15 protein-coding genes are annotated in these 12,446 nt (G+C 41.7%); all 15 read left to right on the plus strand.

Annotated features, from left to right (window positions below; all coding sequences use genetic code 11):
• Positions 1–424 (plus strand): flagellar basal body rod protein FlgC (gene flgC, locus AC29Z1_RS05350; protein ID WP_488270424.1); only part of this gene is annotated, 424 nt, incomplete at its 5' end.
• 11 nt (positions 425–435) lie between these two features.
• Positions 436–738 (plus strand): flagellar hook-basal body complex protein FliE, encoded by a 303-nt coding sequence (gene fliE / locus AC29Z1_RS05355; protein ID WP_488270425.1) that lies wholly within the window; start codon positions 436–438, stop codon positions 736–738.
• A 107-nt stretch (positions 739–845) separates the two neighbouring features.
• Complete coding sequence (gene fliF / locus AC29Z1_RS05360; protein WP_488270426.1) at positions 846–2,399, plus strand: flagellar basal-body MS-ring/collar protein FliF; 1,554 nt, start codon at positions 846–848, stop codon at positions 2,397–2,399.
• Between the two features lie 17 nt (positions 2,400–2,416).
• Complete coding sequence (gene fliG, locus AC29Z1_RS05365) at positions 2,417–3,427, plus strand: flagellar motor switch protein FliG (RefSeq protein ID WP_488270438.1); 1,011 nt, start codon at positions 2,417–2,419, stop codon at positions 3,425–3,427.
• Positions 3,420–4,187 (plus strand): FliH/SctL family protein, encoded by a 768-nt coding sequence (locus AC29Z1_RS05370; RefSeq protein WP_488270427.1) that lies wholly within the window; start codon positions 3,420–3,422, stop codon positions 4,185–4,187. The genes fliG and AC29Z1_RS05370 overlap by 8 nt, the downstream gene beginning before the upstream one ends.
• Complete coding sequence (gene fliI, locus AC29Z1_RS05375; RefSeq protein ID WP_488270428.1) at positions 4,184–5,500, plus strand: flagellar protein export ATPase FliI; 1,317 nt, start codon at positions 4,184–4,186, stop codon at positions 5,498–5,500. The genes AC29Z1_RS05370 and fliI overlap by 4 nt, the downstream gene beginning before the upstream one ends.
• 24 nt (positions 5,501–5,524) lie before the next feature.
• Complete coding sequence (gene fliJ / locus AC29Z1_RS05380; protein ID WP_488270429.1) at positions 5,525–5,977, plus strand: flagellar export protein FliJ; 453 nt, start codon at positions 5,525–5,527, stop codon at positions 5,975–5,977.
• Positions 5,978–5,981: 4 nt separating this feature from the next.
• Complete coding sequence (locus AC29Z1_RS05385; protein WP_488270430.1) at positions 5,982–6,512, plus strand: lytic transglycosylase domain-containing protein; 531 nt, start codon at positions 5,982–5,984, stop codon at positions 6,510–6,512.
• Positions 6,513–6,530: 18 nt separating this feature from the next.
• The gene (locus tag AC29Z1_RS05390) at positions 6,531–7,202 is read left to right on the plus strand and encodes a MotE family protein (RefSeq protein WP_488270431.1); all 672 of its coding nucleotides are present in this window, start codon (positions 6,531–6,533) and stop codon (positions 7,200–7,202) included.
• A gap of 49 nt (positions 7,203–7,251) precedes the next feature.
• Positions 7,252–8,730 (plus strand): flagellar hook-length control protein FliK, encoded by a 1,479-nt coding sequence (locus tag AC29Z1_RS05395; protein WP_488270432.1) that lies wholly within the window; start codon positions 7,252–7,254, stop codon positions 8,728–8,730.
• A 19-nt stretch (positions 8,731–8,749) separates the two neighbouring features.
• Positions 8,750–9,163 carry a flagellar hook assembly protein FlgD gene (gene flgD / locus AC29Z1_RS05400; protein ID WP_488270433.1) on the plus strand — a complete coding sequence of 138 codons (414 nt, stop codon included), beginning with the start codon at positions 8,750–8,752 and terminating at the stop codon, positions 9,161–9,163.
• The gene (locus AC29Z1_RS05405; protein ID WP_488270434.1) at positions 9,163–9,552 is read left to right on the plus strand and encodes a TIGR02530 family flagellar biosynthesis protein; all 390 of its coding nucleotides are present in this window, start codon (positions 9,163–9,165) and stop codon (positions 9,550–9,552) included. Before flgD ends, AC29Z1_RS05405 begins: the two co-directional genes overlap by 1 nt.
• A gap of 85 nt (positions 9,553–9,637) precedes the next feature.
• Positions 9,638–11,701 (plus strand): flagellar hook-basal body complex protein, encoded by a 2,064-nt coding sequence (locus AC29Z1_RS05410; RefSeq protein WP_488270435.1) that lies wholly within the window; start codon positions 9,638–9,640, stop codon positions 11,699–11,701.
• A 64-nt stretch (positions 11,702–11,765) separates the two neighbouring features.
• Positions 11,766–11,960, plus strand: coding sequence for a flagellar FlbD family protein (locus AC29Z1_RS05415; RefSeq protein ID WP_488270436.1), 195 nt, complete (start codon positions 11,766–11,768; stop codon positions 11,958–11,960).
• Positions 11,961–12,019: 59 nt separating this feature from the next.
• Positions 12,020–12,379 carry a flagellar basal body-associated FliL family protein gene (locus tag AC29Z1_RS05420; RefSeq protein WP_488270437.1) on the plus strand — a complete coding sequence of 120 codons (360 nt, stop codon included), beginning with the start codon at positions 12,020–12,022 and terminating at the stop codon, positions 12,377–12,379.
• Positions 12,380–12,446: the final 67 nt, after the last annotated feature.

Here is a 12,446-nt window from a genome sequence, read left to right on the forward strand (position 1 = left end):
TGCTGCAGCCTCGGGAATGACGGCCGAGAGGCTGCGAATGGATGTCATTTCAAATAATATAGCTAATGTTAATACTACTCGTACCGCAGAAGGCGGTCCTTATCGTCGTCAAATGGTAGTGTTTGAGCCCCGATCTGAACATCCTTCCTTTGGGCAGATGCTGTCGCGTCAAATGGAAACAGACATAACTGCAGGAAATGGTGTGCGGGTAACTGGCATTATTAAAGACAATGCCCCGTTTAAACTCATGTATGATCCTAATCATCCAGATGCTAACCAAGAGGGTTATGTAGAAATGCCAAATATTAATATTGTTAGTGAAATGGTTGATATGATTACTGCAACTAGAGCTTATGAGGCCAATGTGGCGGCTGTCAATGCTGCCAAAAGTATGGCCATGAAAGCATTAGATATTGGAAAGTAGGAGAAGTATAGATGAAAATAGAAGCGCTAAAATTAATGCCTGTCAAAGGTGCTTTGCCAGAAACCACTTCGTTGGCTCCAACTGAAGAATCAGAGAAAACTTTCGGCGAATTTTTAAAAGATGCATTACATAATGTAAATAACTTGCAACATCAAGCTAAACAAGCCTCTTTGAATTTAGCGGCAGGCAAGATTCAAGATATTGCTGAAGTAACTATCGCTGCTGAAAAAGCGTCAATTGCTTTGCAGCTTACTATGCAAGTTCGTAATAAAGTAATTGATGCTTATCAGGAAGTTATGAGAATGCAGGTATAAGATTGAAAGTGTGGATAGCAAATGTTAGTTTTAAGGAATATCTGCAATAATCTAAACTAATTTTTATGCGATGGTATATATTTTTCCGTAACTGAAAGGGTGGAGACATGGGTGACTTGAAGGAACAGTCTCTGCGTCTTTGGCAAAACATGGATAAAAAACAAAAGTATATTATTATTGGTATTGCTGCATTTATATTTCTTTCTATATTATTATGGAGTTATTGGTGGGGCAGCCGCCCGGATAATGTACCGTTGTTTACTAATCTTGAAGCTGAAGATGCTGGAAATGTTACTGCAAAACTAAAAGAGATGAAGGCAGAGTACGAAGTTCAAACAGGCAGTAAGGGAACTGACATTTTAGTCCCCTCGAAGGATGTTCACAAGCTAAGGTTGGAATTAGCGAGCCAAGGTTTACCAAGAGGAAATAAAGGGTTTGAGATTTTTGAGCAAAGCAAATTTGGCGCTACAGAATTTCAAAACAAGGTGCAATTGTTGCAAGCCATTCAGGGAGAACTAACGCGAACCATTGAACAGATGGAAGAGGTAGAAAAGGCTAGAGTACATATTGTAATGTCTGAAGATAGTCTCTATAAAAAAACAGAGAAGCCGGCTACTGCGTCAATTATGTTAAAGCTTAAGCCGCAAGCCAACCTGACCCAGCAGCAAATAAAAGGTATTGTTAATTTGGTAGCTCATAGTGTTCAGGGGTTAAAACCGGAGAATATCACTGTTGTTGACCAGTTTGCCCGGGTTTTAAATGACCAGGAAGAAACTCCACTCCTTGCTGGTGCTGCGGCATTAACTCAATTTGAAATGACTAAAAAGGTACAGGATGAGTTACAAAAGAATGTCCAGTCCTTACTTGACCAAACGTTAGGAATGGGAAAAGCTGCGGCTAGAGTAAATGTTGAGTTGAATTTTGATCAACGTACCTTGGATCGTCAGATTTTTGAACCTGTTGTCGATGATAAAGGTATCTTGCGCAGCTCGCACGAAGTCAATGAAACTTACCAAGGAAATTCGGCTGCTGCTCCAGGTGGGATTCCAGGGACAACTTCTAATATTCCAGGCTATGTTGCTGCCAATAATAACTCAGAGTCTAACTACGAGAAAAAAGAAGCAACCCGTAATTATGAAATTAACGAAACTAAAGAGAAGGTAATAAGTACCCCTGGTTCCATCAAACGTTTAACAGTAGCCGTTCTTGTTGATGCCTCGATACCTCAATCTCAACAAGACAGCCTTACCAAGACGGTAGCTTCTGCGATAGGTTTTAATCCGGCGCGTGGCGACGCCATTGCAGTAGAAACTATTCAGTTTAATACTGAATTGGCTGATAAACTACGCAAAGAAGAAGAGGAAGCAGCTAAAAAAGAACAGCAGATGCTTATGGCAGCAGTAGGATTAGCGGTTATTTCCTTGCTTGCGTTATTCTACTACTTGTATAGAAGAAATGCTCGTCGCCGCGAAGAGGAAGCTCTCGAAGCTCTGGCGCTTGAACCACAATCAATAGCTGATTTGGAGGCCGAAGCGGCTAAAGAAGAATTAGATGCCCAGGAAAAAGAACGTTCTGACCAGAGAGGTTCTATTGAAAAATTTGCTAAGTCACGGCCTGAGGATGTGGCTCAAATTCTTAGAGTTTGGTTAGCGGATGAGTAATGAGAGGTGTTAAGGCCATGTACCACTCGAATGAACTGACAGGAAAACAAAAAGCAGCAATTTTGTTGATTGCTTTGGGGCCTGATATCTCAGCCCAGGTGCTAAAACATATGCGTGAGGATGAAATTGAAAAATTAACGTTGGAAATTGCCAATCAACGAAAATTAACTCAAGAACAAAAAGATAAAGTAATGGCAGAGTTTTATCAAATGTGTGTGGCTAAAGAGTATATTTCCAACGGAGGTCTGGATTACGCCCGTGAAGTGTTGGAGAAAGCATTGGGTGCTGAAAAAGCGGTATCGATTATTAATCGTTTAACTACCAGTCTGCAAATTCGTCCGTTTGACTTTGCGCGTAAAACCGATCCCGCCCAACTACTTAACTTCATCCAAAATGAACATCCTCAAACCATCGCATTAATCATGGCTTATCTACAGCCAGAGCAAGCTGCTGCTATTGTTTCTGCATTGCCACCCGAACGGCAGGTTGATGTTGCCCGGAGGATTGCTACAATGGATCGGACTTCGCCAGATGTAATTCGGGATGTGGAAAGAATTCTTGAACGCAAATTATCATCACTGGTTACGCAAGACTTTACTGCTGCTGGTGGTGTTGACTCTGTTGTTGATATTCTTAACCGGGTTGACAGGACAACTGAACGCACAATCATTGAAAATATGGAAGTTCAAAATCCTGAGCTGGCGGAAGAAATTAAGAAACGGATGTTTGTTTTCGAGGATATTGTGCTTCTCGACGACAGATCACTTCAGCTTGTGCTTAGAGAAATTGATAACAAAGACTTGGCGTTGGCTCTTAAGGCAACGACAAAAGAGGTGTCGGAAAAAGTATATAGAAATATTTCTAAACGGGCCGGGGATATGCTTCGCGAGGAAATCGAATACATGGGGCCAGTTCGTATCAGGGATGTAGAAGAAGCACAGCAGAAAATTGTTAATTGTATACGCCGTCTCGAAGAATCAGGTGAAATTGTTGTTTCACGTGGTAAGGGAGACGAAATAATTGTCTAAGATCATAAAAAGTGTTTTCTTCGAGAAGAATTGCCCGGTGATTATCAAAGCCCGTCCGGTCATACCGCCGGAACCAGTGCGTGAACCGGAGTCACAACCTACTGTGCCAGCCATTGATTTAGAGGCTGTTCGCTGTGAAGCCAAGATGATTATCGCCAAGGCAGAAGAAGCTGCGGCTAAATGCATGGCTGAGGCTGAAAGAAAGGCCGAGGAGCTAGCGCGCCAAGCTTACGAAGAAGGCCAAAGCAAAGGTTATCAGGATGGGTTTGAACAAGGCCAGCAGGAAGGCTTTGCGCAAGGAAAGCAAGCAGCGCTGGATGAAATGCAACATACAATGCAATTAAAGGTTGAGAAGGCAGAAAAAATTATACAGACAGCAGAACAGGAAGCTCGCCGAATGATTCTTGAGGCTGAACGAGAAATTGTTGAAATTGCTCTTGCGGTAGCGAGCAAAGTGCTGGCAAGGGAGATTGAAGAAAACCCCAATACTATACTGCCGATTGTTAAAGAAGCATTAAATAAGGTACGTGATCAGGAACAAATTGTTATTAGGGTAAACCCTGACGATTATGAGATGGTACTCATGGCTAAACGTGATTTGCAAACCATGGTTGGTAGCGAAAATGCCATTAGTGTAACCACCGATCATATTGTACCGCGGGGCGGTTGTATCATAGAAACCTCTTTAGGTACAGTAGATGCTAGATTGGATACCAAGTTAGAATTGATTTACAAGGCGATTCAGGATGTAATGCCATGAAAAGAACATTAGATGTATCGAATTATATCTCAGCTATACATAATACTGATACTATTAAGTTAAATGGTAAAATTACTCAGATAATTGGACTAGTTATCGAATCGCAAGGACCAAACGTAAATCTTGGAGAATTGTGCTATATTTATCCGCGTAATTCCGGTGAACCGATTCCCGCTGAAGTTGTAGGTTTTAGAGAAAATCGCGTGCTATTAATGCCTGTTGGAGAAATACAAGGCATTGGGCCTGGCTGTGAAGTAGTTTCTGCGAATAGGATGCTTAAAATAAGTGTAGGGCGTCAATTATTAGGACGAATTTTGGATGGACTCGGCAATCCAATTGACGGCAAAGGTCCATTGAACAGTAATCACCAATATCCTCTTAGTGCTTTGCCGCCACCGCCTTTAACCCGTCGCCGTATTTCTGAAAAACTTGGTGTAGGCGTTCGCGCTATTGACAGTTTACTTACCCTTGGTAAAGGCCAGCGGGTAGGGATTATGGCTGGCAGTGGTGTTGGGAAGAGTACGCTCCTGGGGATGATTGCTCGTAATACTGAAGCGGATATTAGTGTAATCGCCCTTATTGGTGAACGCGGTCGGGAAGTCAGAGAATTTATTGAGCGGGATTTAGGAGAAGAGGGTTTAAAGCGATCGGTTGTCGTTGTTGCAACCTCTGACCAGCCAGCGTTAGTCAGGCTAAAAGGGGCAATGACAGCTACGGCCATTGCCGAGTATTTTCGGGATCAGGGACTAGATGTTATGCTCATGATGGATTCTGTGACTCGGTTTGCTATGGCACAACGAGAAGTTGGGTTGACGGTAGGTGAACCGCCGGCTACTCGGGGTTACACTCCGTCCGTATTTGCTGTATTGCCAAAATTGCTTGAGCGCTCTGGGACGGGTGATAGAGGGTCAATAACTGGCATTTACACAGTATTAGTTGATGGGGATGACATGAATGAGCCGATTGCTGACGCTGTTCGTAGTATCCTTGATGGTCACATTGTATTGAGCCGCAATTTGGCTGCACAAAATCATTATCCGGCCATTGATGTGTTAGCTAGTGTAAGCCGGGTAATGATGGAAATCGTGGATAAGGATCATATACAATGCGCGCAGCGCCTGCGTACCTTACTTGCGACATATCGTGAAGCCGAGGATTTAATTAATATTGGTGCATATGCTCATGGCAGTAATCCGGCTATTGACCAGGCAATTGCCGCCATTGCTGAAATAAAAAAGTTTCTTCAGCAAGATGTTAATGAAAATACCCCGATGTCCGAGACTATTCAGCGCTTAAAAAGTATTGTTGCTTAGATCGTCTACTAAGGATGAAAACTTATGAAGAAATTTCAGTTTCGTCTGGAAACGCTGCTCAAATTTCGCAGAATGCAAGAAGAACAAGCGCAGGCTAAGTTAGCTGAAGCCACTAACCGCTTACGAAAAGAACAGGAATTGTTGAGCGAGCTGCAAAATAAGTTATCGTCCAATCTTAGTCTTCTGAATGAAGAACAGGCCAAGCAACCAACAGTAGAGACACTTACGATGTATAGCAACTATATAGATAAAATTAAGAAAGAAATTACTATTCAAATTGACCAAGTTGCTAAGGCGGACTCTTATCGTCAGGAATGTCTAACCATATTGGAAGCTGCCATGAAACGACGAAAACTTGTTGAAGATTTACGAAAAAGGCGTTTGGAACAGTATAATAACGAGTTGATGCGAGAAGAACAAAAAATTCTTGATGAGCTTGGAACGCAAGCTTTTATGCGTGACAAGGAGAGTGATTAACATAATGCAAAGTATCAACCAGGTAATGCAGCGAATTGCTGCTATAGAGCAGCGGTTTTCGCGTACCTTACCTCGACCTGTCGGTGATTTTGCTACTACGCTTACTGCGGCAAAGGCTGCCCAGCAATCAAGAGATGTTAACACTGCAAGTTCTGCTGGCAGGGCAGATATTGAAAAGATGATTCGCTTGGCCGCTAAAAAATATGGTGTTGATCCTAAACTGGCATTAGCGGTAGCTGAAACTGAATCAGGATTGTCACCTGACGCTGTTTCGCCTGTCGGTGCTGTTGGCGTCATGCAACTAATGCCTGAAACTGCCCGCTCACTAGGTATACGTAATATAACAGACTCGCGGGAAAACATTGACGGCGGTGTTCGCTATCTTAAACAGCTGCTTACTATTTTTGATGGGGATATCAGTAAAGCGGTAGCTGCTTATAATGCTGGGCCGCAAGCAGTAAAAACATATAACGGTATTCCTCCGTATAGTGAAACCCGAAACTATGTGGCCAGAGTGTTATCACTGGCTAAGTAGAGGAGTTTATAATTAATCATGGCTGAAAAACCTAAAAAGTCTACTGCCAAATCTGCGCAACAACCTGTTGTGCAGACTACGCAAGAATCTCCGTCAAAATTCGCATTAGTATTTAAAATCATGTCAGTAGTTTTGATTTTGTGCATTCTTATCGCAATTGGTTTTGGTGTCGGAGTGTATTTTAAATTTGTTGATGTGGGAAAAATTGTTCAAGACTTTGGTCTATCCCAGCATCCGGTGGTTGAACGATTTTTTCCTAAAACCAATTTTGAGACGGTAGAGCTGAGAGAAGAACTGGAAGAAGGGGTAAAAGAAAATATTGTCACAGAACAACCTGTATCAATACCGCCAGTAACAGCCAATCAAATTCAGCAATCGCCAAACTCTGCGTCAATTATGCAAACTCCAAATTCTGATATCATTACCAAGGAAGAGATAGAAAAACAAGCTAAGCTCAAACAACAAGAAGAAGCTAAGCGTATTTCCAAATTAGCGCGATTATATAGCGGCATGAAACCTGATGCAGCCGTTACGATTATGAATGAATTAGATGATGCTACTATTATCGCCATTTTCAACAAAATGGAAGAAGATCAAGTTTCTAAGATTTTAGCTTTGTTTGATTCTAAGCGTGCTGCCCGTATTACTGAAAATATGCTAAAAGGCCAGCAACAGCCGTTGCGCTTTTAAAAAAAGCAAGTATGTAGTGTCAAGTATGTAGTGAAAGGGGGTGAAAAACGTGAACGCAAACATGGGTTTATTACAAGTCAATGCGCAAGCGCCAGCTACTACTTCCAGTATGATGACTAACAAAAAATCCCAAGGTCAGCAAAATAATAGTTTCAGCGATAAACTGCACACTGCAGTTATGCAATCTGGTACAGGCGAGTCAACAGACAATAAGTCTGATAAACTTTTGCTACCTAATGTGCCGACAAGCTTAGTGATTAAAACTTGTGATCCTGCTGATAGCCAACCTTTAATCGAAGATCTGCTGTCAGGTGAAGACATAGTATTAAATGACAACACTGCAGCTGAGGCTAGCGCGATGTTACTAACCGCGATGCAGGTAGCATCGTCAGCTCTAGTATCGTCAACTGCTGCTGGTCAGATTCCTTTAACCACCGACAATGGTGTTGCAACAGTTCTAGCCACAAATCAGCAGCCGTTAATCCCCTTGCCTGAATTACTTACACCAGTAGTCATGCAATCCGGCAAAGTTACTGAAGGCAATAGTATCACTGCAGACAATACAGTTGCTGCAGATAATAACCCAATGTCATCAGTGCAAATGTCAGAAGAACCGATTCCTGCAAACACACAGGCCAATATGATGTCTACAGTTACAACTCGGAGTACGCAACAGGAACATGCCATATCATTACCTGCTCAAAGCAATGATACTATGGAATCCTTGACAAATCAAACCATCATAGCGTCTCAGAGTGGAATATCTATTCACAGTCAACAACAGAAAGCTGAAACCAGTAGAGCAAATGAACTAATAGGTAAATCTGAGCTGCCACAACTAGAGACTGAGGTCATACCGCTTGTATCGCTGGATCAAAAGGGAAAAAATCCAAGCAAAGGATTTGCTGGGGATGGCCAAAAACACTTTGCTGACGAAAGTCTATCAAATCAGTATAAGCTAATGCAAGACATACCTATCAATACAGTGGAAGTAACTAATACGCACACTTTTGCTCAAGGTTTGGATGCGGCATTAAATAAAATTAATCCAACTGCTTCCACAGAGACTCAACAGCCAGGACTTCCTTTTACCGATGTTCATCAGGTAGTCGATCAAATAGTCGAGCATACACGACTTATAGCTAAGCCACAAACCACGGAAATGATTATTAAATTAAAACCTGAACATCTGGGTGAACTTACCCTTAAGGTGGCTGTAGAAAACGGGGTGGTAAATGCCAGCTTTCACTCCAACAATTCTGAGGTACGTCACATCATTGAACAATCATTGCCACAACTCAAACTGGAATTAGCAAATCAGGGACTTAAGGTTGATAATGTAAGTATTTCTGCCGGACTTGACCAATTTTTGCCTAACCATGACCAGGAGAGAAACTCGCGTCAGCAATTCATTAAGTTTACTAATAAGAAAGCAGTTGATGAGTTTGTAGAAGCTATTGATGGCGAGCTGGCAGAAAGTAGGATTTCCGGATTGGGCAGCCAAGACGGTGTGGATTACCGTATATAACACTTAAGGAGGTGCAACTATGTCCAGTATTTATAATGTGGCTAATACTACACAAACTTCCTCCAGTACTAACAGTACTACCACGACTACCAAAAGCAGCCTTGGTAAAGATGATTTTCTAAAATTATTGGTTACCCAGCTTAAATACCAGGACCCACTAGATCCACTGGAAGATAAAGAATTTATTGCACAAATGGCCCAGTTTTCCACTTTGGAACAAATGCAGAATATGAGCGCGGCCATGGCGATGTCACAAGCTAGTGGTTTGATTGGGCTTCAGGTCAGATGGCTTGATGGTAATGCGCAAGAGCAATCAGGGATTGTTGAATCTGTAAGAATGGTTAATAATGAACCAAAGTTAGTCATTGGTTCTACTTCGATTGAATTAAAACAAGTAACAGCAGTCGAACTTCCGCAGTCGACAATAAAATGATGGCTGATAATCGTATCTACAATCCATATCAACCTATAGCGCCGGTTATTTCTCCAGCCAAGCCAGCTACAGCACAGGTTGATGCTAAAACCAATAAAACGACTGCTGGGTCTAGTTTCAATCATCTGTTAGCACAGGAAGTTGCCGGTGTTAAATTCTCTCAACGTCTAAACAGCCGGAAAATCCAGCTCGACAGCACACAGCTTGCTAAGCTTAGCCAGGCAGTAGAGAAGGCGGCACAAAAAGGGGCAAAAGAGTCGCTCATTTTGATGAATAACAACCTAGCCTTTGTTGTTAGCGTAAAAAATAAAACCATTATTACGGCACTGGACGGTGCTAGTATTAAAGACAATGTATTTACCAATATCGACAGTGCGGTGATTATTTAGGGCTGGACCTCTTGAGGAAGCCCGTTAGGCTGCTGAATGACAGACGCAGCCATATCTTTCAATAAAAAGGAGGTCAATTGTAACTATGATGCGTTCACTATTTGCCGGTGTATCCGGTCTCAAAAGCCATCAGACCCGTATGGATGTTATTGGCAACAACATAGCTAATGTCAACACTATTGGTTTCAAAGGTAGTAGAGTAAACTTTCAGGATGTTTTGAACCAAACCCTGCAAAGTGCTTCTGCAGCTCAAGGTAATCGCGGCGGCACAAATCCCATGCAGGTTGGTCTTGGGACAGGCGTAGCTAGTATTGATACCATTTTCACTGATGGTAGTTACCAGACAACGGGTAAACAGACAGACTTATCCATTCAGGGCCAAGGATTCTTTGTTGTGTCAGATGGCCTAAATCAATACTATACCCGTGCTGGCAATTTTGATTTTGATGTGCAAGGAAATTATTTAATACCAGGTACTGGTCTCAAAGTAGTAGGCTGGATGGCCGATTCGGATGGAGTGATTAACACCAGTTCTACGCCTGGTAATATTCAAGTTCCTGTTGGAGCTACCATGCCGGCTAAGGCTACAACATCTTTTTCTTTGGTTAATAATTTATCAGCCGATGATGAAATAGGTTCTATTGTACCAGCCGGAATCACTATATATGATAGTCTTGGTAATGCACATAAATTAAACCAAACCTTTGTAAAAGTCAGTGATAATAAATGGATATCTACTTCAACGTTTACTGATGGTACAATTACTGGTGGGGCAATTACAGAGATTACTTTTGACTCGGAAGGGAAACTCAGTTCAGTGAATTCTGTAGTACCTCAAGTTACAGCACCTTCCAGTCTGGAAATAGGAACTTTGCAACTTAATAATGCCAATCCTTCCACACAGGTGATAGATCATACTATTGTTGATACAAATGGTGTACAACATACATTTAGAATGACTATTACTAATGTTCAGTCATGGGCTGATGGGGCTACTGATGGCCAATGGAATTATACGATTGTTGATCTCAATGATCCTGCAATGGCACCAATTAATGGGATTATTACATATCCAGCAACAGCGCCAACTCCTCCAGCAACGCGTGAATACACCGGTTTTCCTATTGATATAAGTTATAGGGATGGTGGGGTTTTAAAAAGTATACCACTGAATCATGTTGGCGGTTCAGTAGATCCGGCTAATAATGCTTTTGTGGGTGCTAGTACGACTACTTATACAACGATACCCGCTAATCCACCCACTCCTCCTACAACAACAAGTCTCACTATTAATAATCTCCAACTCGATAATACTTTAAATTCTGTGTCAACGGTTTATCATACTGTTTTTGACAGTAGTGGTGTTCCTCATGTGTTTAAAATGGAATTTACGAATACGCAGGCATGGGATCCTCTGGCTTCACCTGCCAAGGATGGTACGTGGAAGTACAAGATTACCGATCTTAGTGATAAAGAGGCAACTCCAGTTAGTGGGACTATTTCCTATGATGGAGCGACATATAATGGTTTTCCTTCCTCATTCAACTACAAAGAGGGAAGTATTACACGTACAGTAGCCTTAAATTTAGGTGCTCAAACGCCTCCTGTTTCAGGCTCATTTGTCGCTGATAGCACATTACCTTATACCACAGGGCCAGCAACTGAGTTGACTATTGTACCTAATGGCAGTGCTAATACTATGTCAATAAATCAGAACTTCAATTCACTTACCCAATACGGTGGTGAATCCACTATCCAGGCTGCAAATGGCGACGGGTATGCAGCAGGAACATTGGATCTTGCTAAATTAACTATTGATCAAAACGGTGTTATTATTGGCGGGTTTACCAATGGGAGAACCCAGAAGCTTGCGCAAATAGCGTTGGCAGTGTTCAATAACCCCAGCGGTTTAAACAAAGTTGGGCAGAATATGTATGCTGTATCAACTAACTCAGGTGATCCTCAGATTGGTATTGCTGGCGCTGGTGGACGTGGTACTTTTACTGGCGGCACTTTGGAAATGTCCAATGTTGATTTGGCGCAGCAATTTAGCGATATGATTATTACTCAGCGTGGCTTCCAAGCTAACTCCAAAATTATTACTACAACCGACGAAATGTTGGAACTGTTGGCTAATTTGAAGCGATAATTACATGGTAGCGGAGGGAAGACCTCTCTTCCGCTACCTATTTTAAAAAAGTGAGGGTATAAACATGATTAAGGTTACCAAACTCAAGTCACAAGACCGTGATTTTGTCGTTAATGCCGAGTTAATTGAAACTATTGAAGAGACACCCGATACTGTAATTACTCTGATCAGTGGCAAGAAGTTAATTGTAGAAGAGTCAATGGATGAAATTGTACGTAAAGTCATGGATTATCGGCGAGCATTGTTTAGGAATCGCTAAAACCTGTTTTACCTATTGCTATACAATTTGGTTAATTAATACGTAATGGAGGTGTGCCAGTGGCTGAAGAAGAAAAAACCAAGAAGATGTCGATGATGACAGTCATCATCTTAATTGTGGTAGGTTTAATTTTAGCCGGTGGTATTTCGTACTTGATTGCTACGAGAGTTGTATCGGATAAGACGGTTGAGAAAAGTGCGCAACGTGAACCAGGATATTTTATTAAGCTAGGAGATCCGAAAGACGGACTTATTCTCAATATTGGCGGAGTCAACAGCGGCCGATATCTTAAAATTGGTTTGATTGTAGAGTTGAAGCCTGATAAGAAAACAACGCAAAAAGAAGGGAAAATGCCTTCTCCTGATGAAATAAAGATATTAGATACTGCGGTTTATGTCTTACGTTCGATGAAAAAATAAGATTTTGACCCGGCTAATCAATATCAATTAAAATAAGTATTAAAAAATGAAATTAATACAGCGCTTG

The sequence above is a fragment of the Sporomusa sp. genome, assembly GCF_057736855.1.

Coding starts and splice junctions, on each gene's coding strand:
- fliE (WP_488270425.1), top strand. CDS start 436: ATGAAAATAGAAGCGCTAAAATTAATGCCTGTCAAAGGTGCTTTGCCA.
- fliF (WP_488270426.1), top strand. CDS start 846: ATGGGTGACTTGAAGGAACAGTCTCTGCGTCTTTGGCAAAACATGGAT.
- fliG (WP_488270438.1), top strand. CDS start 2,417: ATGTACCACTCGAATGAACTGACAGGAAAACAAAAAGCAGCAATTTTG.
- fliI (WP_488270428.1), top strand. CDS start 4,184: ATGAAAAGAACATTAGATGTATCGAATTATATCTCAGCTATACATAAT.
- fliJ (WP_488270429.1), top strand. CDS start 5,525: ATGAAGAAATTTCAGTTTCGTCTGGAAACGCTGCTCAAATTTCGCAGA.
- AC29Z1_RS05385 (WP_488270430.1), top strand. CDS start 5,982: ATGCAAAGTATCAACCAGGTAATGCAGCGAATTGCTGCTATAGAGCAG.
- AC29Z1_RS05390 (WP_488270431.1), top strand. CDS start 6,531: ATGGCTGAAAAACCTAAAAAGTCTACTGCCAAATCTGCGCAACAACCT.
- flgD (WP_488270433.1), top strand. CDS start 8,750: ATGTCCAGTATTTATAATGTGGCTAATACTACACAAACTTCCTCCAGT.
- AC29Z1_RS05405 (WP_488270434.1), top strand. CDS start 9,163: ATGGCTGATAATCGTATCTACAATCCATATCAACCTATAGCGCCGGTT.
- AC29Z1_RS05410 (WP_488270435.1), top strand. CDS start 9,638: ATGATGCGTTCACTATTTGCCGGTGTATCCGGTCTCAAAAGCCATCAG.
- AC29Z1_RS05415 (WP_488270436.1), top strand. CDS start 11,766: ATGATTAAGGTTACCAAACTCAAGTCACAAGACCGTGATTTTGTCGTT.